This window comes from Bdellovibrionales bacterium (genome assembly GCA_016716765.1).
In the GTDB taxonomy this organism is placed as follows: Bacteria; Bdellovibrionota; Bdellovibrionia; order Bdellovibrionales; family UBA1609; genus JADJVA01.
This window is the reverse complement of the sequence record JADJVA010000020.1, coordinates 599,262-624,459: the sequence shown is the minus strand read 5'-3', so window position 1 is coordinate 624,459 and position 25,198 is coordinate 599,262. Positions and strand designations below refer to the sequence as shown.

The 25,198-nt window shown below is 45.5% G+C and carries 27 protein-coding genes, 1 tRNA gene and 5 pseudogenes; 22 read left to right on the top strand and 11 right to left on the bottom strand.

The window, feature by feature from the left end; translation table 11 throughout:
• The first annotated feature begins 26 nt into the window (after positions 1-26).
• The 3 genes from IPL83_11650 to IPL83_11640 all read left to right on the top strand — a co-directional run bounded on the left by IPL83_11650 (position 27) and on the right by IPL83_11640 (position 1,749).
• Positions 27-455 (top strand): hypothetical protein, encoded by a 429-nt coding sequence (locus IPL83_11650; protein ID MBK9039795.1) that lies wholly within the window; start codon positions 27-29, stop codon positions 453-455.
• 136 nt (positions 456-591) lie between these two features.
• Positions 592-1,134: a hypothetical protein gene (locus IPL83_11645; protein ID MBK9039794.1), complete on the top strand. Its 543-nt coding sequence runs from the start codon at positions 592-594 to the stop codon at positions 1,132-1,134.
• A 66-nt stretch (positions 1,135-1,200) separates the two neighbouring features.
• The gene (locus IPL83_11640; GenBank protein ID MBK9039793.1) at positions 1,201-1,749 is read left to right on the top strand and encodes a methylated-DNA--[protein]-cysteine S-methyltransferase; all 549 of its coding nucleotides are present in this window, start codon (positions 1,201-1,203) and stop codon (positions 1,747-1,749) included.
• A 297-nt stretch (positions 1,750-2,046) separates the two neighbouring features.
• On the opposite strand, the gene IPL83_11635 is transcribed toward IPL83_11640, so the two are convergent.
• The 5 genes and pseudogenes from IPL83_11635 to IPL83_11615 all read right to left on the bottom strand — a co-directional run bounded on the left by IPL83_11635 (position 2,047) and on the right by IPL83_11615 (position 6,763).
• Positions 2,047-2,349 (bottom strand): hypothetical protein, encoded by a 303-nt coding sequence (locus IPL83_11635; protein MBK9039792.1) that lies wholly within the window; start codon positions 2,347-2,349, stop codon positions 2,047-2,049.
• Positions 2,350-2,420: 71 nt separating this feature from the next.
• On the bottom strand, positions 2,421-2,645 hold the full coding sequence (locus IPL83_11630; GenBank protein ID MBK9039791.1) for a hypothetical protein: 225 nt from the start codon (positions 2,643-2,645) through the stop codon (positions 2,421-2,423).
• Positions 2,646-3,259: 614 nt separating this feature from the next.
• A pseudogene (locus tag IPL83_11625) lies at positions 3,260-4,675 on the bottom strand (NAD(P)(+) transhydrogenase (Re/Si-specific) subunit beta).
• 8 nt (positions 4,676-4,683) lie between these two features.
• Positions 4,684-6,247 (bottom strand): annotated as a pseudogene (locus IPL83_11620) (Re/Si-specific NAD(P)(+) transhydrogenase subunit alpha).
• A gap of 255 nt (positions 6,248-6,502) precedes the next feature.
• Positions 6,503-6,763 carry a hypothetical protein gene (locus IPL83_11615; protein ID MBK9039790.1) on the bottom strand — a complete coding sequence of 87 codons (261 nt, stop codon included), beginning with the start codon at positions 6,761-6,763 and terminating at the stop codon, positions 6,503-6,505.
• Positions 6,764-6,958: 195 nt separating this feature from the next.
• Here IPL83_11615 and IPL83_11610 point away from each other — a divergent pair, with 195 nt between their 5' ends.
• From IPL83_11610 to IPL83_11555, 12 genes and pseudogenes are all read left to right on the top strand, one after another.
• Positions 6,959-7,597, top strand: a complete 639-nt coding sequence (locus IPL83_11610; protein ID MBK9039789.1) for a hypothetical protein — start codon at positions 6,959-6,961, stop codon at positions 7,595-7,597.
• 961 nt (positions 7,598-8,558) lie between these two features.
• Complete coding sequence (locus tag IPL83_11605; protein MBK9039788.1) at positions 8,559-8,882, top strand: hypothetical protein; 324 nt, start codon at positions 8,559-8,561, stop codon at positions 8,880-8,882.
• The gene (locus tag IPL83_11600) at positions 8,860-9,099 is read left to right on the top strand and encodes a hypothetical protein (GenBank protein MBK9039787.1); all 240 of its coding nucleotides are present in this window, start codon (positions 8,860-8,862) and stop codon (positions 9,097-9,099) included. Before IPL83_11605 ends, IPL83_11600 begins: the two co-directional genes overlap by 23 nt.
• 161 nt (positions 9,100-9,260) lie before the next feature.
• The gene (locus IPL83_11595; GenBank protein ID MBK9039786.1) at positions 9,261-9,803 is read left to right on the top strand and encodes a hypothetical protein; all 543 of its coding nucleotides are present in this window, start codon (positions 9,261-9,263) and stop codon (positions 9,801-9,803) included.
• A gap of 62 nt (positions 9,804-9,865) precedes the next feature.
• A complete protein-coding gene (locus tag IPL83_11590) occupies positions 9,866-10,216 on the top strand; it encodes a hypothetical protein (GenBank protein ID MBK9039785.1) in 351 nt (116 codons plus the stop codon).
• A gap of 72 nt (positions 10,217-10,288) precedes the next feature.
• Entirely contained in the window at positions 10,289-10,441 is a 153-nt protein-coding gene (locus IPL83_11585; GenBank protein ID MBK9039784.1) for a hypothetical protein, read from the top strand.
• A 222-nt stretch (positions 10,442-10,663) separates the two neighbouring features.
• A pseudogene (locus IPL83_11580) lies at positions 10,664-11,532 on the top strand (tyrosine-type recombinase/integrase).
• Between the two features lie 120 nt (positions 11,533-11,652).
• Positions 11,653-12,072: a hypothetical protein gene (locus IPL83_11575; protein ID MBK9039783.1), complete on the top strand. Its 420-nt coding sequence runs from the start codon at positions 11,653-11,655 to the stop codon at positions 12,070-12,072.
• 25 nt (positions 12,073-12,097) lie between these two features.
• Complete coding sequence (locus IPL83_11570; protein ID MBK9039782.1) at positions 12,098-12,463, top strand: ATP-binding protein; 366 nt, start codon at positions 12,098-12,100, stop codon at positions 12,461-12,463.
• A 74-nt stretch (positions 12,464-12,537) separates the two neighbouring features.
• On the top strand, positions 12,538-12,876 hold the full coding sequence (locus IPL83_11565; GenBank protein MBK9039781.1) for an ATP-binding protein: 339 nt from the start codon (positions 12,538-12,540) through the stop codon (positions 12,874-12,876).
• Positions 12,816-13,136, top strand: coding sequence for a hypothetical protein (locus IPL83_11560; GenBank protein MBK9039780.1), 321 nt, complete (start codon positions 12,816-12,818; stop codon positions 13,134-13,136). Before IPL83_11565 ends, IPL83_11560 begins: the two co-directional genes overlap by 61 nt.
• Before the next feature lie 79 nt (positions 13,137-13,215).
• Positions 13,216-13,289: transfer RNA gene (locus IPL83_11555), tRNA-Cys, on the top strand.
• A gap of 86 nt (positions 13,290-13,375) precedes the next feature.
• Here the strand turns inward: IPL83_11555 and IPL83_11550 are convergent.
• Positions 13,376-13,615 carry a winged helix-turn-helix transcriptional regulator gene (locus IPL83_11550; GenBank protein MBK9039779.1) on the bottom strand — a complete coding sequence of 80 codons (240 nt, stop codon included), beginning with the start codon at positions 13,613-13,615 and terminating at the stop codon, positions 13,376-13,378.
• Between the two features lie 113 nt (positions 13,616-13,728).
• Between IPL83_11550 and trxA the strand changes: the two are divergent.
• From trxA to IPL83_11520, 6 genes and pseudogenes are all read left to right on the top strand, one after another.
• Positions 13,729-14,068: pseudogene (gene trxA / locus IPL83_11545) on the top strand (thioredoxin).
• A 35-nt stretch (positions 14,069-14,103) separates the two neighbouring features.
• Positions 14,104-14,896 (top strand): annotated as a pseudogene (locus IPL83_11540) (MBL fold metallo-hydrolase).
• Positions 14,866-15,033, top strand: coding sequence for a rhodanese-like domain-containing protein (locus tag IPL83_11535; protein ID MBK9039778.1), 168 nt, complete (start codon positions 14,866-14,868; stop codon positions 15,031-15,033). The pseudogene IPL83_11540 and the gene IPL83_11535 overlap by 31 nt, the downstream one beginning before the upstream one ends.
• Before the next feature lie 2 nt (positions 15,034-15,035).
• Entirely contained in the window at positions 15,036-15,449 is a 414-nt protein-coding gene (locus IPL83_11530) for a YeeE/YedE family protein (GenBank protein ID MBK9039777.1), read from the top strand.
• Complete coding sequence (locus IPL83_11525; protein MBK9039776.1) at positions 15,446-15,880, top strand: YeeE/YedE family protein; 435 nt, start codon at positions 15,446-15,448, stop codon at positions 15,878-15,880. Before IPL83_11530 ends, IPL83_11525 begins: the two co-directional genes overlap by 4 nt.
• The gene (locus IPL83_11520; GenBank protein ID MBK9039775.1) at positions 15,868-16,665 is read left to right on the top strand and encodes a sulfite exporter TauE/SafE family protein; all 798 of its coding nucleotides are present in this window, start codon (positions 15,868-15,870) and stop codon (positions 16,663-16,665) included. Before IPL83_11525 ends, IPL83_11520 begins: the two co-directional genes overlap by 13 nt.
• 54 nt (positions 16,666-16,719) lie before the next feature.
• Here the strand turns inward: IPL83_11520 and chrA are convergent, their stop codons facing one another.
• On the bottom strand, positions 16,720-17,907 hold the full coding sequence (chrA, locus tag IPL83_11515; GenBank protein MBK9039774.1) for a chromate efflux transporter: 1,188 nt from the start codon (positions 17,905-17,907) through the stop codon (positions 16,720-16,722).
• A 162-nt stretch (positions 17,908-18,069) separates the two neighbouring features.
• Positions 18,070-18,504 (bottom strand): IS200/IS605 family transposase, encoded by a 435-nt coding sequence (gene tnpA / locus IPL83_11510; protein MBK9039773.1) that lies wholly within the window; start codon positions 18,502-18,504, stop codon positions 18,070-18,072.
• Between the two features lie 27 nt (positions 18,505-18,531).
• Between tnpA and IPL83_11505 the strand changes: the two genes are divergently transcribed.
• Entirely contained in the window at positions 18,532-19,770 is a 1,239-nt protein-coding gene (locus IPL83_11505) for a transposase (GenBank protein MBK9039772.1), read from the top strand.
• Positions 19,771-19,950: 180 nt separating this feature from the next.
• Here the strand turns inward: IPL83_11505 and IPL83_11500 are convergent, their stop codons facing one another.
• From IPL83_11500 to IPL83_11490, 3 genes are read right to left on the bottom strand one after another with little or no spacing between them, the layout of a single operon-like run.
• Positions 19,951-21,252, bottom strand: coding sequence for a TolC family protein (locus IPL83_11500; protein ID MBK9039771.1), 1,302 nt, complete (start codon positions 21,250-21,252; stop codon positions 19,951-19,953).
• 8 nt (positions 21,253-21,260) lie between these two features.
• A complete protein-coding gene (locus IPL83_11495; GenBank protein ID MBK9039770.1) occupies positions 21,261-21,707 on the bottom strand; it encodes a hypothetical protein in 447 nt (148 codons plus the stop codon).
• A complete protein-coding gene (locus IPL83_11490; GenBank protein MBK9039769.1) occupies positions 21,704-24,838 on the bottom strand; it encodes an efflux RND transporter permease subunit in 3,135 nt (1,044 codons plus the stop codon). Before IPL83_11490 ends, IPL83_11495 begins: the two co-directional genes overlap by 4 nt.
• Between the last annotated feature and the right edge of the window lie 360 nt (positions 24,839-25,198).

Here is a 25,198-nt window from a genome sequence, read left to right as displayed (position 1 = left end):
ATTGAACTGACTATTTCGGGGGGCTTATGAGGATAAAGACAATTTTGATATTTTTATGCTCGATTTGTTTTGCTGGCTTGGCCTTAGGTTCTGGTACTGGTTCAACTCCAGGGGCGAGCTTTAGCTATGAGGTAAAAGCGCAGATATTTGTCGACGGGACTCTCATTGCTGAACCTCGAATAGACACAATGTCTGGAGATAAGACGGAGCTCATTCAAACAGCAAAGGATCAAACAAAGAGGATGCGATTTTCTGTTGTTGCCACTGAGAAAGAGCATCACAACATTAAGGACGCTATTAGTCTTAAGATTGAGCTGGATTACAAGGATGGCAAAAGGATGGTTTCTTCAAAACCTGAAATACTTGTGCCTCCCGGAAAGGAAGGTAAAATAAGTCAACAAAGAGGTGGAGCTCAAGGAGAGCTTGTCATCAGTGTCGTTGCGAATCGCAAATAGAATTTAGCAGTTTCTTTGTAGTCTGGCGGTCCTCTAAGTAAACGCATTGCTTGTTCTTCAATTCAAAAGTGATTGGCTTTTGAATTGCACTCAGTTGGCGTAAAGTTCAAACAACTCGCCAGGAGAGTCTATTCCAATGTTGAAGTCATTGATCTGTATATATTTGACAGTCTTTGTTGTATTTTGTTCGGTTTCCTCATCAGCTTCGTCAGATTTGTCAAAAAAGGTTCACATTCTAATAGGGGATGTGGATGGGGCGAAAATAACTCAATTTGATAAGATAGAGTTAATTTCTTTTTGGTTCAGACAAAGGGGCATTGGCGTGGTGACCCATTTTGCTGCAGTCGAAAGAGACTTAGAAGAAGTGCTTCGCCACCCCTATACTGCTGGGATTATTTGGATAGGTCATTCCGATCCTCTTGGAGGGGTTTTAGACGCCAATGGCAGGAAAATTCCGAAATCCACGTTTAATAATATCAGTCGATCAGTTGCCACCATGTTTTTTGTTTCTTGCTGTGCTAAATCTGTCGTGCTTCCCTTCTATGGCATCAGACAGGAGCGCCCTGAAATCGATCTGTATAGCTTTGATGCAGCTGAAACAAATGGTGTCATATACTTTGAAAAGCATATGAAAGCTTTTTTTTTCGTACCGAAAACGCTATTTGGGAGGAATTATTGAGCTCAATCAACAGTCACCAATTGCGTTTGTCGAGGAGCTGCCGAGCAAGCATAAATGAATATTGAGATGAATTTTTTGAATTTTGTTGTGAAAGCACATGGGAAAGATTTTTTTTACAGCAGTGTGAACAGTCCGGTGGGAGAGCTTTGCCTTTTAGTTTCTGATCTCGGCTTGCATGGGGTTTTTTGGCAAAAGGACTGGGACAAGGAAAAAATCAAATCGATCAATCAACCGCTTAAATATTCCGAAGATCACCCGATGATGGCGCTGACTCGAAAGCAACTTTGTGAGTATTTTGCGGGCAAACGATTTGAATTCTCCCTCCCGCTTGTCATGGTGGGAACAGCATTTCAGAAAAGTGCGTGGGAGCAGCTTCTGAGCATTCCCTATGGCGAGACAATTTCCTATTCGGAACAGGCAACACGCCTCGGTGATTCTAAAAAGGCCCGCGCTGTTGGGATGGCCAATTCCAAAAACCCCATCTCGATTGTTGTCCCTTGTCATCGGGTTATCGCCAAGAGCGGAGAATTGGCTGGATTTGGGGGAGGTATTGAAAATAAACGAATACTTCTAGATCTGGAAAGAAAGTCCAAGCGACCTGAAGAGTCTGTTTAGCCCAGTGGTAAATTTAGCGAGTGGCAATCAATCTATTTGTCATTCGCGGGCAAACAAAAGAGCTGATACTCGACCGGCCCAGCACTTTGTGTATACATACCACTCATCGAGATTATCTGGAAGCCATTGCCACAACTGAACCAACCTGAGAAGAGACTTGCAGGGGGAGGTTCTCGACGGTTGTGGTTCCATTGATTGGCTATACAGACAACTTGAGATATTTGGCCTGGAAACATTCCCGATCTATAAAGGCTTGCCCTGTATTTTTCAGGACATCTCAAAAACACAGCTCCGTATTTATTCCCTTACATCAGCCTCAGGTTTGGCTGGGACGTATTCAACATTAATTTGAGGGTCACTGATTCCTCCTATTCCTAACACTGGGGAAATGGCAGACTCAGGCAATGCTGCACAGCGCCCGTCGTCAGCCGGCAACTCGATCTCATTTTTACAAGCGAAAATGACCAAGGGATTAGATGCCCCTCCTTGGTAATGGTTTACTTCCTCCCAGCGAGGTATTGCCAAAGAAACCTGGCTGAACAAAAGCAAGCCCAGGTAGAAGAGAGTGCGGGGATTGGGAGCTTGTCTTGGATCTATCATTAGAGATTTCCTTTCAGAATGGTAGGATGACCAAATATCCCCCTCCCCTCCGAGGACGCCACCTGAATACGCTATGCGTTATTTGTTGTCAAGGAGACTGGCGAGGTATTTGACTCTCTTAAACTGGCCTGCTTTGATTGTTGTCCCAAACTCAAGGTCCTGGCTGAACTAAATCTCAGGAATTCAGGATCTTCAAACATGGGTCCAGGCGCTCCTTTGTGAGCACTGCACCAAGCCGAACTCGATCCTGAATTCCTGAGATTTAGTTCAGCCAGCTCCCTGTATCTTGGACACAACAGATTCACCAAAGGCTTGCGGGCCAGCCGCTGTATTAAAATCTAGATCTTTCTTTTCGAAGCTTTCACTGAGAGATGATCTGGTGATTGTGAAAATTCACTGAGGTCAATATGATCCTTAAGCCTTTTGGGATCTTTCGTTGTACATCAGGTTTTACGTATGAGCCGATTGATATTGGCTCTGAGCATGGCGTAGGTGTGATTAAGAGATAATAAAGGATCAAATCCAATCTTTTTGAGCTGCCCTTGGCCGACATTCGACTCACGCAAAAATCAATGATCTGTCGGTCGGCGCGGTTCACGATCATGGTCACCGAAAAAAGAAACTTTCGAACGACCGTGGTGCGACTGATTTTTAGGAGTCTCGCCAAGGAAATTCAAATTTTAATACAGCGGCTGGCCCGCAAGCTTTGATGAATCTGTGTCCAAGAAAATCCAGGAATTCAGGATCCAGGGTTCGGCTTGGTGCAGTGCTCACAAAGGGAGCGCTGCTGCGACGCATGTTTGAAGTCCTGAATTCCTGGGATTTAGTTCAGCGTGGAGTTTGGAACAACAATCAACCAGGCCAGTTATAATGAGCACTTGCCCAATCAAACTGGACAGTCAGATTTCAGCTAATGAGATTGAGTTTGAATCGAGTTCAAAATATTGGATACCTTCTGCTTTGCATCGCCAAAAGCATCTTTGTATTGTCATTGTGGAAGAGGGGATTTTTCGATGCCCGAGTATCCTGAAGCCATACTTCGTTTTCATGACGATGACGTGTTTTGATTTCCAACATTCAAGGACGGGCATTCCGAAAATGGGACTTGAGGGGTCATCAAGTGCCCCTGGGTTCACAATGTCGTTGGCACCAATAACGAGCGTGACATCAATGTCGGGAAAGTCGCGATTGATTTCATCCATTTCAAACACAATATCGTAGGGAACGCTGGCCTCTGCGAGAAGCACGTTCATGTGACCAGGTAGTCTCCCCGCAACAGGATGTATTCCAAATCGGACGTTGACCCCTCGATCTCTGAGGAGAGAAGTGATTTCTTTAATAGGGTGCTGAGCTTGAGCTACGGCCATTCCGTATCCCGGGATAATCATGATATTTTGTGCGTTGAGCATGAGGTCTGCGGTTTCTTCTGCGCTGATTTCATGGACAACACCTGGGCAGGCGGAATTTTGGTCTGAGCTGATTTTGAGGGACTTGCACCGAACCCTCCAAAGATCACACTCCAAATCGAACGGTTCATGGCCTTGCACATGATATAACTCAGAATAGCACCTGAGCTTCCAACGAGCGCTCCAGTTACAATGAGGAGATCATTGGAAAGCATAAAACCCGTGGCCGCCGCGGCCCACCCAGAATAAGAGTTGAGCATAGAAACAACGACCGGCATATCAGCCCCTCCGATAGCCATGACCAAATGCCAGCCCATAAAAAAAGAAATGAGAATCATGCTGATGAAAAGGGCCGAGCTTTGTTCTAGCCCCATCATCTGTGAAATCAAGATGCCGAGTACGACACAGCCAATGAGAGAAGACAAATTCAGAATATGTCTGGCTGGTAGGAGCAAGGGCTTGCCACTGATGGAGCCCCGAAGTTTTGCAAATGCGACGATTGAGCCTGTGAAGGTAATTCCACCGATAACAACACCAGCGAAGATTTCAATTTCATGAATGAGCTGAGCCATGCCATTGAGGTTTTTCAATATCTCCACCAAAAAACTCGAAGCCCCCACCAGAACGGCCGCAAGTCCCACAAAACTGTGCAAAATAGCAACTAATTCTGGCATAGCCGTCATTGCCACTCGCGCCGCGATGAGGGCTCCAATGGCTCCACCCAATAAGATGGCCATGACGGAAGAGATCAGTCTCAGTCCATGAGCGCCAACAAGACTGACCAATATGGCGATTGCAATTCCAAAAACGCCATAGAGGTTGCCTTTGCGTGCAGTTTCTTGATGGGAAAGTCCACCGAGGCTTAAAATAAATAGAAGGCTCGCAGCAAGATAAGAAACGGTGAGAAGTCCTTCGGACATCTTTTCTCCTACTTATGAAACATTTGTAGCATGCGTTTTGTTACTAAAAAACCGCCAGCAATATTAATCGAAGCAATAACGACGGCAATTAACGAAAGTGCACCGGCAATTCCAAGTGAGTCGCCACGCAACTGAACAAGCGCTCCGATGATAATAATGCCACTGATTGCATTGGTTACGCTCATGAGAGGAGTGTGGAGGGCCGGAGCCACGTTCCAGACCACTTGCCAACCAATCACGATTGCGAGAATAAAGACGCTAAAATGGCCAAGAAATTCTGAGGGTGCATTTTGGCCAAGGAAAAAAAAGAGCGGCCATTCCAAGTAAAGTGAAATCAACTCTCGAGAATTTTTTCGCCTTTTTCAACTCTGGTTTGACTGCAGGCTTTTATTTTCGGAGGAAACTTTTTCGAGAACAATTGGAGGAGTTGCTGGGGCCGGAGGAGGCCAAGTGATTTCACCACTGTTTAAAATAAGGGCGCCACGAATGACTTCGTCCTTCATATCGATGTGGTAACCAGTTTCACCTTTTGTCATGTCTGTCAGAAGGTGAACGAGGTTTGAGGCAAGTAGTTCGCTGGCTGTCGTTGCGAGTCGGCTGGCAAGATTTGTATAGCCAATGATGGTCACTCCACATTTTTTAACGATCTGGTCAGCTTGACTAAATTCGCAATTGCCGCCCTGTTCAGCGGCCATATCGACAATGACGGATCCCTCTTTCATGAGAGCGACCGTTGCACCATCAATCAAAAGAGGAGCTTTTTTTCCTGGGATGAGAGCGGTGGTAATAATGATGTCGACTTCTTTTGCTTGCCTTGCAAAGAGCTCCATTTCAGCTTTGATAAACTCGGGACTCATGACCTTTGCGTAGCCGCCCCCGCCCGAACCCTCTTCTTTAAATTTGAGTTCGAGAAACTCAGCGCCCATGCTTTTGACTTGTTCTTTCACTTCTGGACGAGTGTCGAAGGGCCTGACGATAGCTCCAAGAGCTCGAGCGGCCCCGGACAGCAGCAAGTCCCTGCAACTCCTGCGCCGATAACGAGAACTTTGCTGGAGGCATTTTTTGCCAGCGGCGGTGATCTGTCCAGTGAAAAGACGGCCAAATTGATGAGCGGCCTCGATGACAGCGCGGTAACCTGCAATGTTTGCCATCGAACTCAGCACGTCCATCTTCTGGGCTCGCGAAATCCGTGGGATGCAGTCCAGGGCGAGCGCAGTCACCTTGGATTGGGATAGTTTCTTGAGCAAATCTGAATTCTGAGCTGGCCAAATAAAGCTAATGAGATGTGCTTCCTTTTTGAGGAGATCTGCTTCGTGAGAGTTGGTTCGAGGGTTCCACTGAGGTGGATTGATTTTAAGAATGAGGTCGGCTTGGCTCCATACGTCCGCAGGACTCTCAAGAACACGTGCTCCAGCTAGGGTATAGTTCGAATCAGAAAAACTAGCGGGCTCCCCCAGCACCCTTTTCGATCTGGACCGAAAATCCCATTTTTATCAGCTTCGCAACACTCTCTGGCGTGACTGCAACCCGGGCTTCCCCTGATTTTATTTCTTTGGGTACTCCAATGACTATTTTGCTCATAAATATGGGTCTTCCTCAGTGAGTACAGCCAGCGCAAAACCAAAACGAATTTAAACCAAACCATACCAAAGGGTTTCGGGATTTGTTTTCTACTTATTTTGAACGCGCATTGCTCATACGTCCCCCCATGCTGAGGAGAACGTATTCATTAACGCTCAATTTGAATTACTTATAGCGAGGTTATTGGCTCACTGTCAGTAGATAGAAAGTGGGTAGCGCAGTGCTTCCACTTGATATGATTTTTTCTTATTTTCTATTGAAGGCCGTGGTGATTTTTGCCTTGTGCGAATGTTGCACTTCGTACAAAAAAGACTCTTCTTGGACGTGCAAAGCAGCAAAATCCGTTGCATGGGTAAACAGGAGTTCGTTTCCACAGAGACAGCAGTGGTTGTAGTCCATCAGGAATTGATCTGTCTGGGTTGGCACTGCGTTGATGCGGAATTCTGCTACAACCTGGGGCTCATTTGCCTGTAAATTCGTTTCTTTTGTCTTTTTTAAGTTATCCATTTCCCCTCCTTGTTGAAATAGGATTCACAAGTTAATTATCGGATTTCATTTTTTGTTCTGAAGGCATCAGTCAGAAAAGGCATGAATTTGGTCCTGAGGCGGAGGAAAATTTTGCCGACTTATCCCCCTGCTCTGATCACTTGCTTCGGTTTCGTCCCATTCAAGGCAGTCTATGATGATGCGTTGGGGTAGTGGGTGGGTTATTGGTTGGGGTATTCAGTGACGAGCGAGGGTCCCTCTGTTAGCCTGGGGCCGATGAGTAGATTGAATGTCAATAGAGTCAATGTCAGTTTTTCGCCACGAGAGACTTATTTGGTTCAGGTCTTGGGCCTGGCCCACATCATTCACCCGTATCGTAAGGGGGAGAAAGATCTAAAGATTGATTTTAAATCTTCGGCTGGGTCTGAATCCATACATGAACCTACAATCAAAACTGAGAGCAAGGGGAAGTCTTCGAATTGGCAGATTGAAGGAGATCTTGATTCGGCAAAGATTTTTGTCTATCTCCCGGAACCAATGTCTGGCGAGATTCAAGAGTTATTCATGAGGATCATGACAGCATTGTATTCCAATCAAGTATTATATTTGCGTGGGTCGGGTTCAGAGGCTGACTTGTTGTCTCTGTTAGAAGGTATACAAATACCCGCAGGTTTAATCTTTGGCAGGCAGTGGGCCGATCAATTTGGAATTGCAAATGCTCGGGTTGGGAGTGACGTGAATTATGCCGGACGCCAGTGGCGGCTGACTTACTCCCTCTCAGAGATGCTTGGAGTTGGGACCGAAGTTGCGGGCAGAAAGAAGCAGGCTTGGGGACATATGAGAAATCTAATTTAAAATGCTATCTTCATTCAGGCTTCTACAAAACATCAGATCACCAACTTGATGAAAACCTTACCTGATAAACTACTGCCGCAAACACACAAATCAGGATGGAGAGTTACAAACGCAATTCTGTATGTGTCACAACGAGACTCATGCAATTCATAGGCCACAGTTAGAGGTACAGTTTCGGGCTATAATTTAAATCTGCGTGCTTTAGACACCCAAAGAAGGGGCTTAAAAACCCTGATTGGTTTTTTATTAGGTTCGCTTAACGTTTGTGTCTCAACCCATAACGCCGATGATAACCTTCACTACAAAAAGATGACGGCACAAGCGGCAAGAAGGCTGGCTGAGTTTATTTTAGTCATTGTTCGAACTCCCTAAGTCCTATGTCGGCGGAATTGACAAAACCTTTAGCTTTTTTCATTTCGTTAGTAATGATCTGTGCGAATGCTGCCAAAGGCAAGAATCCCGGGGCTAAGGTGGTGCAGGTGCTAAAGCCAGACTTCTAAATTTGCTATACCATTGTAAATACAAAGGTTTCACAGAAAATGACAATTTATGTCTGGACACCGTCTGTTTGACACTTCTTCATGGTGTCTAGCCATCATATAAAAATATACATTTATCTAGTTGTTTCAAATAGTTATAGACACTCGTCTCATTTGGGCACGGGCCTGGCACTAACTGGTTGTTAGAAACGAGCCTGGTTTGTCGGGCTTAACAGAGGTTGTGATTATGATGCGAAGAAAAACATTCTGGTAGCTATCGTTGGCCTGGCGGTACTGGCTGGCTGTGCAAAGGAAAAAAAGAAAGAGACTCCTCCTGATACACCTCCTGTTGTTGAGGTTCCGCAAGGGCCGTATGTTCCTCCTGGAAACGGTCCGGGACAAGGTCCAGGATCCAATTGGGAGTGGGGAGGATCAGCAGAGCTTAAGATTACTGGTGTTGATCAGAGAGAAAAAATAAGCGCATGGGTGAGTACACGGGTCGTCCCATGAACAGCCCAAAAGACATTCGACTGAATGTGAATCTGACCAAAGCTGGAAATGGGTACGGTGGCGTTGTCACTATCAGCTACGTTGATAATGGGTACCAAGAAGAAGGTTACTTCACTTCAGGATCGAGTGAGAAAGAAGTTCAATTTAATATTTGGCAACATAAAGATAACAAGTATGCCTACCATGGTTTTTTCGAAGATTTTCTTGGCGGTCTTATTGTCGTGATCGATGAGTGGATCGATCTCGGTGATGGAAAAGGTCCTGGAAGATCTTTTGGGCGGCAAAGTTTATTTTAAGAATTTCGGTTTGACTTATGCTCCCCATCCTCCCACTCGATGTTGGTTTGTTTCTCTTGGACCATATGATTGTCGGGCATGGAAAACAGATCGTTCAGTGGATACAACTCGCAGCATTTATCCTGACAGTGACTACGTTGAACTCGGCAGTTTTGCTGGAATGGTCTTAGATGAAGCCTTTAATGGCGAGACGAAGGAAATATTGGATAACTATTGATAGTTAAATGATTGAACAATTTACGGAATCTTTAAACAGGAAAAAAGGAAAACAGGAAACAGGTAATAATATGAAGAATCAAAAATACCAAATAAAGAACTTTGTTGTTTGGAGTTTCTTTGCCTTTCTGATGGTCTCATTGGCCATGATGACCACCGCTTGTGGAAAGAAAGACGGCAAGACGGCGACGACTCCAGCAAATCCATACAATCCAGGTTGTCCAAATTGCATTGCTGATGGAACCCAGCTTGGGGCCGCACTCGGTTTCAATGGAGGAACACTGGCTAATTACCGTCTTGAGCTTGGCCTTACATTTACTGGATCGGCTGGTGCCTCAGGATTTTCCGGTTATAGTGGTCCGGTCTCCAGCTATTGGAATCATGTCGGTGAGAGTTTCCTCTCAGTATTGTCCCATGCCCATCGGGGTCTATCAGGTTGCCACAACGGCAAATGGTCAGTGGGATTCTTCGCTGGGTGGATTTCGTGGTCTTTCACTAGAGGCTCGTCATACCGATGGAACGATCGTTCGCTTGCGCTTTGATTATGGAATTATACGGGGCGTTCAGCCAAACCTTGTTGACGATGGAGTCGCGTTTATCCTTGTGGTCTCATGGCTGACGTTATTGTTGACTCGGTTATGCGTTGCCTGTGTGGTCGGGTACCCTGGTTATCCGCCTTTAAATAAATTTTTCTTTACTTATTAGATCTATGAGAAACAGATCTACGAGAAAAATTTGGGCCAGTGAGAAAGTAGTTGAGGGACCAAATGAAAAATGTGAGAGCGAAATGGTCATTAATAGGTGCGTTGTTAGTCGCAATTTTTACTTCCGGATGCTCCTATCAGTGGCGAGAGGCCGATGCTGGAATTGACGATCAAATACTCTTTGAGTTGATAGAGGAATTTAAACAGAGCTCAGGCGCAGGGGGGATGTCATCTTTTTTGACGATAGCATCAAATGAAAACGCAGCTCTCTATTTTGCGGAAGGCTGGTCAGATCAAGAAGGCACGATGGGCCCACCTGCAAGTGTTTTGGCTATTTTGGACTTTAGCTTTGTGGGACAATCAGGCGATTTGTCGCCTCTCGACATGGATATGGCAAAGAGCCATTTTTGTTGATTTAAAAATGAGTCTGGAGAGCATGAAAATGCTCTTCTCATTGATTTTGTACTTAAGGGACAAACAGCACACGTGACAAAAGTGTTTGTCAGCCAAAGGGGCAATGGCATTGTGAACGGTGAGGAATTTGAAGTGGAGATGTCTGATAGCAGTGGCAAGCGTATTTTGGTTAGGAGCTATGATCTTGTTGACGGAACTGATGATTTAAAGGAACAATTCAATTGAGTCTTTGGGATTTTGATGCGAACAACAACGAAGATTTTCTCGGAAAATTTCGACCTTGGTTGGTTTTGGTGGCCAGTGAGGAAGAATTGAGCGCAAGTGAGCACCATTGAGCATATTTTGAATTCAAAGCCTGAGCTGAGCAGGTCGAGGCAGGACAGGGAAAACAAGGGACCAGAAAAGTCTTTGGCGTTAGGGTGCTTTCTGATATAACACGCATTCTTTATGGCACTACAGTACTGGGTTGAGTTCTTCGATGATTTGCAGCATGTACGAGGACGGTCACTGAACACCGTTATGGCATATCGTCGTGACTTGGAGCTTTTTGAAGAATTTCCGGAAAAGCATTCCGATATTTCCAGACTATATGAATTTTGAGTCAGCGAGGCTTGGAGTGTAAGGTCTCAGGCGAGGGTGGTCAGCAGTTTGCGGACCTTTTTCGCTTTTGTGAAAAAGCAGGGAATGACGGTGCCTGAGTTGAGGCAATTGCGTCCTCCGAAGGTCAACGTCACTCTTCCTCGAGGGCTCACTGCGGACGAGTTTCATCGTCTTATTCAAGCCTGCGAAGTGGAAATTCCTATCGAACAGCGCGCAATCAGATCACTCTTTTGTTGCTCTTTGGCCTTGGGTGTCGGGTCAGCGAACTCGTGGGACTTGAGTTGTCTGACCTCAATGAAACTGAAGCCTGGATTAAGGTGCTTGGAAAAGGTGGCAAGAAAGATTAATTCCCCTGACGGTCAAGCTCATGCGTGAGCTAAGGGATTATTTGGCAGAAGTGAGGCCTTATCTTGTGAAGGGCGAGAATTCAGCCGTTTTGCTAAATGATCGAGGTCATCGGCCTTCCCGTGTGGACATTTGGCGCTGGTTGTCGGCTTGGTCTATCAAGGCGGGCTTCGACGAACCGATGGGGCCTCATCGGTTTCGGCATGGTTGCGCAACGGCACTCCTTGAATCGGGAGCCGACCTCAGATCGATTCAGGTACTTCTTGGGCATTCAGTATTCAAACAACGCAAGTTTATACATCAGTGTCGGCAAAAAAATTCGAGAAGAGATCGATCGACATCATCCTTTGTCTGAGCCCGCCGAGAAATAAAGAAAAATCTGAATTTTAGCTCTGGGGTTTGTCCGATCTGATTCGAACTCTGGACTCTATTTAGCCCGCGACCGAAAGAATAGGACTTCTCGCTTCCTTCTTTTTGCATCAATGGGATTTATGAGAATTTATTCATTTGTCCGAAAAGGAATGGAGCTGGTTTCTATTGAGGTTGAGCTGAACCTGCTCCCAGGTGTGAATCAGCTTCAAATTATGGGCTTGCCAGATACGGCTATTCGAGAAAGTGGACTGAAGATCAAATCGGCCCTCAAGACTCAAGGGTTCAAATGGCCAGCCGGGCAGCAAATTCTTATTAACTTGAGACCTTCACATTGGAGAAAATCAAGTCGAGGATTGGAGCTCGCAATTGCCTGTGCTTACCTCTGGAAATCAGGCCAGATGAGGCCACCAGAAGGGCTTGGCGAGGATATCTATGTCTACGGCGAGCTCGGACTTGATGGGAAAGTCTATGCTCCAGGAGACCTGGATTCTCTTTTCAATCACCCCACTCCAAGCCCCGATCTTTACTGGGAACCATGATCAACAGCTGCCGTGGTCCTTCCTCATGATCAAGGATCTTAAGGGCTTGCGGTGTCCAGAAAAATTGGAGGCCAAACCACTTTGTGATTTTAAGTTCGAGGCGACTCCTTTGCCTCAATTGGATTTCCCAACCGAAGCAGCAAAACTTTTAAAAATAGTCTCACTCGGAGAGCATGCGACATTGGTCGCCGGTCCCGCCGGTTCCGGCAAGACGACTCTTGCCAGAGGGCTGCATGCTCTTCTTGGGCCTCCTCCCTCTCACTTGTGGCCCGAGATGGCGCGAGTCAAACGCTGGTTTAGCGATTCGACGCCCTATCGGCCCTTTGTTTCACCTCACCACAGTGTGACTCCAAGTTCGATGATTGGCGGGGATTCCGGTCTTTCCAGGTGAAATTACTCCCGGGCGCACGGTGGATTGCTTCTGTTAGATGAATTTTTAGAATTTCCCCCCAGGTCAAGGAATCCTTGCGTGAGCCACTAGAAAGCGGAGAGATTGTCATTTCTCGCCGAGGGCAAAATCAGACGCTACCGGCGAGATTTCTTTTGCTGGCCACGACCAACCTTTGTCATTGTGGGCGCTTGGTTCCAGAACGCAGAGCCCCGTGCCGATTTAGTCTGACTCGTTGTCGATCTTATCTAGAAAGGATGGTGGTCCTATGCTGGATCGATTTGACGTTTTGGCCTTTAGCAGCGATTGGGCAAAGACGGGTCAGGGTCATTCCAAAAATGCTGGAATGGAGTCTATGCAAAGCATTTTTGAACATATCGAAAGAGCTCGTCTGTTTCAAAGAAATCGCCAATTGACTGAAATTCAGGAAATGGGTTTTATCGAAGTCAACGGCAGGACGGATGAGGCAAAGATCTCTCAGACTCTGCCTCCCTTTGTGAAAGAAAACCTTTTGCCCACGATGGGGGATTCTCGGCGCCGAATGCGGGCTCTGATGCGGGTGGCTAGGACTTTGGCCGACTTGGATGAGAATCTATCCATCCAATTGTCTCATCTCAATGAGGCTTCAGAGTGGGCGTGGAAAAACTTCGAGAATCTAAATCAAATTTTCGCGTGAGCAACTTATCCGATCCATTGAATAGGACTTGAGTTTTGGAGGCAGATTTGATTTTATCCAATCTTCATGTTCCTGGTGAGGTGGCGTAGCCAAGTGGCTAGGCACCGGACTGCAAATCCGTGAACGCCGGTTCGAATCCGGCCGCCACCTCCAAATTAAACCTCCAACTTTAACCTGCAAATTAGACGCGCAATAGTTATTTTGTTAACAGTAAATGGTCTGTATGGATTGGATAAGTTTTATGATTTTTTATCACTCACTGAGTAGTATTGAAATCTCCCTTTTCGGTCACAATCCAGCAAACCTTCTAATTTCATTCTTCCTAAAAATTGAGAAAGTTGAGATTGTGAAATTCCGCAAAGATTTTGCAGCTCAGTGACAGTTTTCTTTCCTTGAATAAGATGGCCCAATATCATGAGGCGTTGTGGGTGAGAGAGGGCTCTCAATAGACCTGCGACTAGCTCACATTTGTCCTCCATTTTGAAATTGAAACAGTTTTAAATACCATCTGGCCTCCTAATAATTAAATACGTCATTACCTCTTGACATATTACAATATCACAATACAATAATATAAAGAAGGGGGTGGAATATGGAAGAACTCAACGAAAGTACTTTCAAAACTAAGGTGTTCAATTATGAGGCGGAAAAAGAGTGGAAGTACGAAGGGGATTTGCCCGCAATTATTGATTTTTATGCAGACTGGTGTGGTCCCTGCAAAGCGTTGTCACCGATATTAGAGGAGCTTTCACGTGAGTACCAGGGAAGTTACACATTTATAAAGTAGATACTGAGGCGAGTCCTGAGTTGGCCAGGGCATTTGGTATCAAAGTATTCCAAGCATTTTGTTTATACCCAAAGAGGGTGAGCCCAGTATGGCAACAGGCATGGTGCCAAAAACCGAACTTAAAAAGCGATCAGCAATATTTTAAATGTTCAAGAGGATTAATTTATTATGAAAAATGAAATTATTTTTAGACAAATGTTTGAACCTGAGACTTCAACGTATACATATTTACTAGCCGATCCAGAAACGAAAGAGGCAGTGCTTATTGATACCGTTCTTGAAACTGTTGATCGAGACATGAAGCTTATGAGTGAGCTTGGGCTAAAGTTGAAATATATTTTAGACACACACATTCATGCCGATCACATTACTGGTTCCGGGGAGCTAAGAAAATTGACCAATGCGAAGTCGGCCGTAAGCCAAAGTGCAAATGTTGATTGTGTGGACATACCACTTGATAATGAGCAGGAGTTGCAGTTTGGTAATTACAAAATTACAGCTCTTGCTACTCCTGGGCACACCAATAGCTGTATGAGTTTTTACTGCGATGGCAAAGTGTTTACCGGGGACGCTCTTTTGATTCGTGGTACAGGACGAACGGATTTTCAGATGGGATCATCGTCTGCACTTTTTACGTATCGGTGTTAATAAAAGCAAAGATGAATTCATTAAAACGATGAGTGAATTAAAACTTGCGAACCCCAAAAAAATTCATGAGGCGGTACCCGCCAATTTAGGGTGTGGAAAAAAGAATTCCGTTGAAGAGAGACTCTTGCATCCACAAACGGTAGATGGAGTGCCAGAGGTAACGCCGGAAAAAGTAAGTACTTGTTTTAATAACCTCTTGATCGTTGATGTGAGAAGGCCGGAGGAATTTAATAATGAGCTGGGGCATATACCTAATGCAAGGCTTGTAACTCTCGGTGATAGCTTGCAAGACTTTTGCGAAATGCAGATAAGTCCGAAGAAATAGTTTTTGTATGCCGTAGTGGCGCCAGATCCGGCCAAGCGACCTTGCTAAGTAAACAGATGGGATTTAAGTTCTCCTCTAACATGACTGGTGGAATGATTCGCTGGAATGAACTCGGTTATGCCGTTGAAAGGAAATAGGCATGGAAGCGTTTATACTTCCTCTTGTCGGTGGATCACTTATTGGAATTGCGGTGTCTATGATGCTGATTTTCAACGGGCGCGTGACTGGAATCAGTGGTATTGCAAACGGGCTCCTCAGCTACTCTAAAGGTGATATGTCTTGGCGGGTGGCGTTTGTGTCTGGACTCGTTGCAGGTGGAGTCATTTTGTATCAGATTTATCCACAGGCTTTTGCTTCGGAACTGCACGGAGATGTGTGGCAAGTGATCGCAGCAGGTTTTGTCGTGGGGTTTGGAACTATCATGGGGAGTGGTTGCACCAGCGGTCACGGCGTATGTGGTATCAGCCGCATGTCAGTTAGATCTATACTTGCAACCTTAACTTTTATCGCCGTAGGTATTTTGACAGCTAGCTTTTTAAGAGGTGCACGGTGAAGAAGAAGTCGAATAGAGTCGCAACTTCTTTTGTAGTAGGGCTAATTTTTGCATTAGGCCTGGGTGTATCAGGTATGACTCAGCCTCAAAAGGTGATTGGCTTTTTAAATGTGTTTGCGTGGGATCCTTCATTGATTTTTGTAATGGCCGGTTCGATTGCGGTTCACTTTTGGGCCTACAGATTGGTGAGGCACCGAAAGTCACCTCTCTTTGACGCTCACTTTCATACCCCCACTCGAAAAGACATTTCGCCGAAGCTTCTTGTGGGCTCAGCGCTTTTTGGATTTGGATGGGGACTCGGAGGTTACTGTCCAGGCCCTGCGATTACATCGCTTGGTTCGGGAAGGTTGGAAATACTTTATTTTGTAGTTGCCCTTTTTTTGGGGATGTACGGATACCGAATCACAGAAAAGTACATATGGAAGTCTTAGGCTATTTTGCCGTTGCCATGATGGGAGTAGTACTCGGAGTGCTCGGAGGCGGTGGCTCTATTTTAACTGTTCCAATTTTAGTTTATTTCTTTAAAATCAATCCAATCGTGGCAACAACATACTCTTTGCTTGTGGTAGGAGTCACAGCCGTAGTAGGCGTCACGTCCAATCTTCGATATAATACAGTAAATTATTCTGCGGCAATAGGCTTTGCTCTTCCTAGTTTTGTTGGAATATATATATCAAGGTCGCTGTTGTTGCCGATGATGCCGAAGGAAATCTGGCAAGCGGGTGGATTAGTCCTCACTAAAGAGATTGTGATCATGGGCTTATTTTCAGTCTTAACGCTCGCGGCCTCGTTCTCAATGATTCGAAAAAAGACTCCACATCTAGATTCAGTTCAGTCTCATAAGCGTCCTGGACTAAGTATTGCTCCAAAAGCTTTTTTTGTTGGCTTATTGACGGGTTTAGTTGGTGCTGGCGGCGGATTTCTTATTGTCCCTACACTCATTGTGTTTGCTGGTCTACACATGCGCATTGCAGTTGGGACCTCTTTACTGGTCATTGCCTTGAATTCACTTTTTGGTTTCACCACAAGTCTTAGTAAAATTATGGATGTGCAGTGGACTTTTTTATTCACCATAATTGCAATCGCAGTTGTGGGAATTGTCGTTGGCATTAAAGTTGGCAAACGTGTGCCAGAGAACAAACTAAAGACTGCTTTTGGGTGGTTTGTTTTGATTGTGGGGTCAATTGTTTTGATCGATCAGATGTTTCGGTTGTAGACCGACTACACCTTCTGTAAGAAATCGATCCCCGATCGTCGTGCATGGTCAGTTTCATAAAAGCAATCCTCCAGCTGCCGCCCCTAATAGAACCACGATCCACGATGGCACAGTCCAAAAAACAAGGAGCAGAAAACAGCTTGCTGCCAGTGCAAAATCCTTTGAGTCAAAAATCGCGCTCGTCCATACCGGATTGTAGAATGCTGAAAGTAAAAGACCAACAACAGAAGCATTTATTCCTTGCATGGCGTATCGTATTTCACTGTGCTTCCTCAATTTTTCCCAAAACGGAAGTATTCCGACAATCAATAAAAAAGAAGGTAGAAATGCGGCTATCAGGCAAATCGTCGCTCCAGGCCAACCGAAAGGTTGCACTTGTGATACGGCCCCAAGGTAGGCCGAAAAGCTAAAAAGAGGACCGGGTATAGCTTGGGCGGCGCCGTATCCCGCCATAAACATTTCTTTCGAAACCCATCCAGTTGGGACAACTTCAGCCTGTAGAAGAGGTAAAGCAACATGGCCTCCGCCAAAAACAAGCGATCCTGCGCGAAAAAAGCTATCAAAGAGCTTGATGGATTGATCTTGGCTTTGGAGAGCAGCCATAGGAAGAAAGACGAGCAATGTCACAAATAAGAGGAGTAGGACTCCTCCCGCAGTTTGGCTCACTTTTGAATTCATTGGAATATGAGGCAGTTCTTGATGCTTTCGGAAATACATAATTCCGACGATTCCGCCGATGCAGATGACGAATAACTGAACCATCGCCGATGTGATCACCGACGCAAGGACCGCTGCGACAACGGCGACTGTTGCTCTCTTTTTGTCGGGACAAAGTTGAACTGCCATCCTCCACATGGCCTGGGCCACAACTGCGACGGCAACAATCTTAAGTCCATGAAGCCAAGACTCACTGGGATTAAATTTTGAGATACCGAGTCCAAATAGAACGAGGATCAATGCTGAAGGAACGGTAAATGCCATCCAAGCGGCAATTGCTCCCAAGTATCCGGCACGCGAGAGTCCAATGGCCATGCCGACCTGACTGCTCGCGGGACCTGGTAGGAGCTGGCAGAGCGCCACAAGGTCGGCGTAAGCCGGCTCGTCAATCCACTTTTTTCGCTTGACGAACTCATCGTGAAAATAACTGAGATGGGCAATGGGGCCACCGAATGAAGTGAGACCAAGTCTTGCAAAAGAAACAAAAACTTCAAAAATATGAGACACACAAGCTCTCCCATGAATGCGAAAGAAATAATGAAAAGACGACTATCATTGTTCTTATCAGAAGTTTAATCGTTTCGCCTTTTTACCAAACCCGTTTCAGAATTCTCCATCTAAAATCTTTGATTTAGGTGGAGATGAATGAAACTCGACTTTCCTCCATGGATGGAGGAGGTCTTGAAATCAGGATGATTTTTCATTTTCCTGATTTTCTACATATTTTTTTATGACCTCAAGTGTCGCTCCGCCCGTCGAAATGAGACAATAGGCTCGAGTCCAGAAAACAGGTTTCGAATAATATTTCTTCAGGTGTGCTGGAAACTTCTTCCTAATAAGTCTGCTCCTTACGGTTTTTAGGTTGTTGATGAGCTTTGAAAGATTCATCGCCGGGTGTGCTTCAAAGAGAAGATGAACGTGGTCTTCTTTGCCGCTAAACTCGAGGAGTCTGCAGTCCCATTCACAAAAAAGTCTACCAAACTCTTGCTTTAGAAAATCTAATTGCTCTGGATTGAGACATCTTTTTCGATATTTGGTTACTAACACTAAGTGATAGTTGAGACTGTAAACGGCGTGAAAATGTCCACGTAATTTCGTTTTTTCTTTGATTTGACTTTTCATAACACTAATAATAGAACAGACAAGGAAATGAATCCACTCACACGACGCTACAAATTCGAAATTTTTCCCTCACCGGTGCAGAAACGGCATCTAGGGAAGATATTTGGCTCGGTTCGTTTTGTGTACAACGAATTTCTAAAAATAAACGAGGAGCTGTACGCGGATGGGATACAGAAACTTTCTCGCACGGAGATGCAAGAACATCTCCTCATCTGGAAAGAAGCCATTGACTGGCTGAGTGACGTACCAAGTCAATCCTTGCAGGTTGCAACTCACGATCTCGATGTCGCCTATCAGAATCTGTTTGCAGGACGCGGTAAAAGGCCAAGACTCAAAAAGAAGTTGGCTGCGCAAAGTTTTTCACTCCCACAACCAAAAATCAAATCAGTGTCGGGACAAACTTGCGTATTTATTCCAAAATACAAGACTTGGATACCGATGAAAGTGCATAGAGAATTTCCAGACGGTGCAAAGTTCGGTGCCGCCACCATCTCTAAAACTGCAAGTGGACGATACTTCGTCAGCATCGTCACAAAATTCAATACGAAGGAGAAAATTCTTTCAACCCATGATGGGATCGTTGGTGTGGATCTTAACATCAAGCATATTGTTCTGAGTGATGGCGAGAAGATCCAGGTTCCAAGGACATTGGAAACGCTCGAGAGCAGAAAGCGCAGACTTCAAAAGAAGATGCAGCGCCAGCGAGATATGCAGAAGTCAGAAAAACGAGAAGATCGATCCAATAACTACGAAAAAACAAGATTTCGACTTGCAAAGTTGCACGAAAGAATAAGGTTCCAAAGGGAGGACTATCTTCACAAATTGGCTCTCAATATCTACCGCAAGAACCAAGTGGTGGCGATGGAGACACTCAATGTGAAGGGCATGATGAAAAACCGAAGACTGGCAAAGTCAATTGCGTTTCAGTCATGGGGAAGACTTGTTGAGATAATGAAGGTGTATGCTGTCCAATACGACAAACATTTGCATTTTATATCGACTTGGTTTCCAAGTTCTAAGATGTGCCATCAGTGCGGGTTCGTGAACAGCGAACTCACACTTTCCGATCGGGAATGGACATGTGAATCATGTCATATTCATCACGATAGGGACGTCAATGCTGCAATAAATATTCAAAACGAGGGTGGGTCCTACCCCGTTCATCAGCCTGTGGAGAGGAAAGGCTCTGTTGTACGGCCGAAAGGGCGCCCAACAACCATGGCCTCGGCGAAGCAGGAATCATCAAGATTTGAGGTGGCATCGTGAGACGCCATCCGCTTGATGCTCCCACTTATTCCCGACAAGGGAAAAGTGGTGAGAGGTTCACTTCACTTGGCAGCAGTTGCAGTAAAACGAGAGGAACGGAAAAATTCCAAGCTTGGTCTCCAGACCGAGTCAGGAGTCGCCCTAACAGTATTCGAGAGCCCAAAGGGATGGCTCTCATTCTCATTGACTAGGGTCCTTTGAGACCAAACTCTCGATTTCAGCTTGAGTGGAGTAAAAATCCCGGTAGTAATCTGTGCGTTTGTCTCGAAACTCGAAGTACTTCTGAACGGCCTCCAGTAAGTCAGGTCCATTTTTAACACCGCGATTATATTCATTCTCCGTTAGCTGTAAAAAGCTTTCTGCCACCTGAACATCTTGATCGGCTGTTTTGATAAGCTCACCAAGGGTCTTCAAGTCATGTTTCAATTCATGGTTTAAAGCTTGACCCTCACGAACAGCGTGGGCCGCCCTTTTCCTGAAGGAAGCGGATTCTGCCTGCCTGGCGAGAGCTTCGGTTCGATCTTCGAAGCCCTGTCCTAGATCAATGGTCATTCTCACACCAGCCGTCCACTCCTTGTCCCTTCTCATGGCGCGATCATAACTGTCAGAAAGTGATGGCAGACCGTATCCGGCATAAAGATCGAGCTTTGGTTGCCACCAACTTGAAGATTGATCGGCCTTTAGCTGTTCAATCCTCTCAAGGTCCTTTTGAGCTTTGACAGTGAGGTGCTGATCCGTAGAAAATTGAGTGCTTTGAAGGTCCTTCGACGTCACCCTTGGAAACTCAGAACCCAATTCAATATTCTCGTGTTCATCGAGCGCAAGTGCGACAGCGAGCTGATTGAGACTGAGATCCTTTTCCAACTTTAACTTTGTGACTTCTCTTTCAAGAGAAATTCGATGCAGTTCAAATTGCTTCGCATCGGCAGCTGTGGTGAGCCCGGCACCAGCTCTTTTCTTTGCTGATTTTAGACTCAATTCGTTTATTTTAAGTGCTTCGTTGCGGTCTTTGATTTGTTGATTGAGTGCCATGACTTTCCAATAGGCTAGTCTGGCCTCTTTGAGTTCCTTTTGATATTCCACTGATAAGAGCGTTTGAGACAAATTCAAGTTGGAGTCTCGAATTTTGTTCTCAAGTTTGTCACGGCCACCTTTATAAAGACTGACCGTAGCTTCAAGTTTCCAATAGCCTTGATTTTCAGTGGACCCAGAGCCGGCCTTGAATTGCTCCTGCCCCACAACGGTTGAAACTTGCGGTAGGAAAGATCGAACCAGTCGTCCAGTTCGATCCTTCTGTGCGTTCAGATGAAGTTTAGCAGCTTCAACATTTTCATTTTTTTCGAGAACAAGATTGGGCAAGTCCTCAAATTTGATTTTTCGAAAACCAGATGGATCCGTTTGAGAATTAGAGGCCCAAGTAGGCACCGAATCAAAGAGAAATAGGCTTAGCAAAACACCACTCAAGGCCATCCAATTTTTCATAGAAACTCCTAATCTAAGTTGTCAAACGCCGAAAGCAATTCCTTGCCGTCTTGCTTTAATGTGACGTCAATGTTGTAAGGTCTAGCTTCGGGCTTTGGCATTTTGCCGACAAAGGCGTTGTCTTTTTGCTCAAGAGCGAACTCTGTATTTTTCCATTTTCCTTTTACCTTGGCCCCAAGACTAGCGGAACCTTTAGTATCGAAGCCTTTGATTTCAAGTGGCTTCATCGCCGTGTCGTAGAGATAGATGCGGGTGGTTCCATCGGCCGATCTGACAAGCTCAGCTTTGTGAACAAGGGTGGCACTGGCCCCTTTTTTTGCGTCAGTTTTGAGAACGACAGATGATACAAGCCCACCGTACTTTCCTGAATCTGAAAGTTTGGGTCCATGCCCCTCGTCGTGCGCCTGGGTTGCCCCAGCAAAGCAAAATGCCAATGCGAGAACAAGTATTTTCATTTCCAATCTCCTTGATTGTGTTGTTGATTTTGAACTAAATATTTTTGAATTGCTCTTCTGCCAAACTTGAGAAATACGGTGGGTGTCACGACGAGGTCTAAAATCGTCGATGAGATGAGACCTCCGACAATAACTACGGCCACTGGAAAAAGAATTTCCTTTCCAGGCTCACCTTTGGACAAGAGCAGAGGAACTAAGGCCAGTGCCGCTGTTGATGCTGTCATCAGAACTGGAACAAGCCTTTCAAGTGATCCACGTATGACCATTTTGGCTCCAAAAGTTTCGTCCTCTTCCTTCATCAAATGCAAGTAATGACTGATCAACAGTATTCCGTTTCTGGTCGAAATTCCGCACAAAGTAATAAAGGCTACAAGTGTTGCAACTGAAAGGGTTCTCTCAGTGATGTAAATAGCAATAATACTGCCGATCAAAGCAAGTGGCACGTTCATCATAACTTGGAAACTTAAGACGACCGACTTAAAGTGAACGAAGAGGACAAAAAATATCCCGATGAGTGAGAGAAGGCCCAACCAAAGAATGCGTTGTGAAGCCGCCTGCTGGCTTTCGAATTGTCCGCCGAGTTTTAGAAAGTAACCTTCAGAAAGTTTGATTTTTTCATCGAGTGCCTCTTTGATCTCACCGATAACACTTCCAAGATCGCGTCCATGAGTGTTTGCCGAAATGACAATGCGGCGCTGCATATTTTCCCGGTTAATCATATTGGGTCCTGTGCCCTCATAGACATTTGCGACATCACTCAGTCTGACACCTTGTCCTGTTGGAAGAAATTTCACCAGCGTTTCTGATATTTTGTCTGGTGTGCTTTTTGAGTTGTCATCGAGTCTCATAAAGACATCGAACATTTTTTGATTATCCAAAAACCTTGCAACAGTTTCTCCGTTGAGCGCGATTTCCAAATCCTGAGCGAGAGTTCCACTTCTGAGTCCAAATTTTGCGCTCGCTTCGCGATCGATTGCAATTTTTAACTGTGGAATCAAAACCAAGGGTTCGGTCTGTAAATCCACAACTCCTTTGATGTTTTGGAGAGCATCAAAGATCTCTCCGCCCAGTCGTCTTAGTTCGCTGAGGTCAGGTCCAAACACTTTCACAGCTATTTGGGCACGAACGCCAGATAGCAAATGATCAAGGCGATGACTGATGGGTTGTCCGAGATTGACGTAAACTTCCCCGACCTTTTCGATCCGCTCGCGAATTTCCTGCAGGACGATTTGACGTGGTCTTCCCTCGGGTTTGAAATCCACATCTATTTCGTGCCAATGAACTCCTTCAGCATGTTCGTCCATTTCAGCACGACCTGTGCGTCTCACTGTGGACTTTACCTCTGGTACCGAAAGGATCGCCTCTTCGATCTTTGTTCCTAGACGATCAGATGCCAGAAGTGAAATTCCTGGAGCGCCAGCAACACCAATTGTCGCAGTCCCCTCCTTGAATTCTGGCAGAAAATTTCTTCCCATCAGTGGAAGTAGTAAAAGACTTCCGATCAAAAGAAGAGTCGCTGAAAACAATACGGATTTAGGTCTTGGCAGGGTCAGATTTAAGACCTTCAAGGCAAATGCTTTGAGACGGCGCACCAATGGACCATCCTGTTCCCGATGGACTGCTTTGGAATGAGGGAGAAGGTACGAGCACAGGATTGGAGTCACCGTCAGAGACACCACAAGCGAAGCAATGATCGAAATGATGTAGGCCAATCCGAGGGGAACAAAAAGTCGGCCCTCGATACCACCGAGTGCGAAAAGTGGGACAAAGACGAGAACAACAATGATCGTTGATAGGACAATGGAGTTGCGAACCTCACTAGATGCTTCGTAGATCACCCTCAAATTGCCTTTTGGGGATCCATTCAAACGATTTTCACGAAGCCTTCTAAAGACATTTTCGACGTCAACAATCGCATCATCAACAAGTTCACCGATGGCAATTGCAAGTCCGCCCAAGGTCATTGTGTTAATGCTGATATTGAGGAGATGAAAGACAATGGCCGTAATCAATAGACTGAGTGGAATTGCCACCAATGTGATTGAGGTAGTGCGGAAATTCATAAGGAACAGAAACAAAATAATCATGACCATGAAAATTCCGTCTCGCAGCGCCTCCTCCACGTTTTTGATAGATGACTCAATAAAATGAGATTGCTTGAATAAATCCGTTTCAAGCTGAACCCCTTCAGGAAGTGACTTTTCCATTTCTTTGAGCTCACGGTCGATAGCTCGAGTCAGTTCTATGGTGCTTGCATTGGGCTGTTTTTGCACGGTCATGATGACAGAGTGTTTCGCGTTAATGCTTCCCTCGCCGCGTTTAAGCTTGGCGCCAACTCTGACTTCGGCGACATCTTTGACAAAGACAGGCTGACCAAAGTGCATGGCGACAAATGAGTTCTCGATTTCTTCAATACTGGAGGCGCGACCCAATGGTCGAATGAGGAATTCTCTGTCGTTAATGTCAATGAATCCACCAGTTGTGTTCTCACTGATTTCAGAAAGCGCATGTTTTAGATCTTCAAGAGAAACCGATTTACGTTGAAGTTTCTCGCTCGATACATGAATTTGGTATTGTTTGACCTCGCCGCCCATGACAACGACCTGACTGATTCCAGGAATTGTCATGAGGCGTGGTCTTAGATTCCAGTCAGCGAGTGTGCGCAGATCCATTGGTGAAACTTTGCTTTCAGGACTTGTTACGCCAACAAACTGAATTTCTCCCATAATCGATGTGACGGGTCCCATCACGGGCTGCATACCGGGCGGAAGCCTGCCTTCTAAAAGTTGCAAGCGCTCTGCAACCAATTGGCGGTTACGGAAAATTTCGGTTCCCCAATCGAACTCGACATACACGATAGAAATGCCAATGCCGCTACTCGAGCGAAGGCGCAGTACTCCGGGAGTTCCGTTAAGAATTGTTTCAACCTGGAGAGTGACTAGGGTCTCGACCTCTTCAGGCGCAAGTCCATGGGCTTCGGTCAAAACAGTGACGGTTGGACGGTTCAGGTTAGGAAACACATCTACGGGAAGGCTTCGAAGCAACCATGCGCCGTAGACACAAACTGCGAGAGTTATAAGGCCAACCAGCAGCCGCTTCTTGAGCGAAAATTGAATTAAATAGTTCAGCATAATGCCCTTTCCAAGATGTTCGAATTTTAGGCCAAGAATAACCTAAAAGAACTTCTCGTGATCAATAAAAATGAGAATGTATGCTCGTTCCTTAGGCCTGAATGGGAGGTCTAAAAAGGGAGTCGAGACAACAAGCATGGGGCGCTTCTGTATCGAATGGAGTCGGAAATTGATTTTGACTAAATTGATCAATTGAAATCGGTAAATGAGCCGGAATAAACAAGACATGGCAGCAAGACACGGCTATTTTGTGGGTGTGTTGACTCTGATCTTGTTGCTCAGATTCTTGACGGGCTTGTTCAGAGTGACAATTATCAGTTGCCTGCGCATGGGAAACTTTGACGTCAACCCGATGTCCTA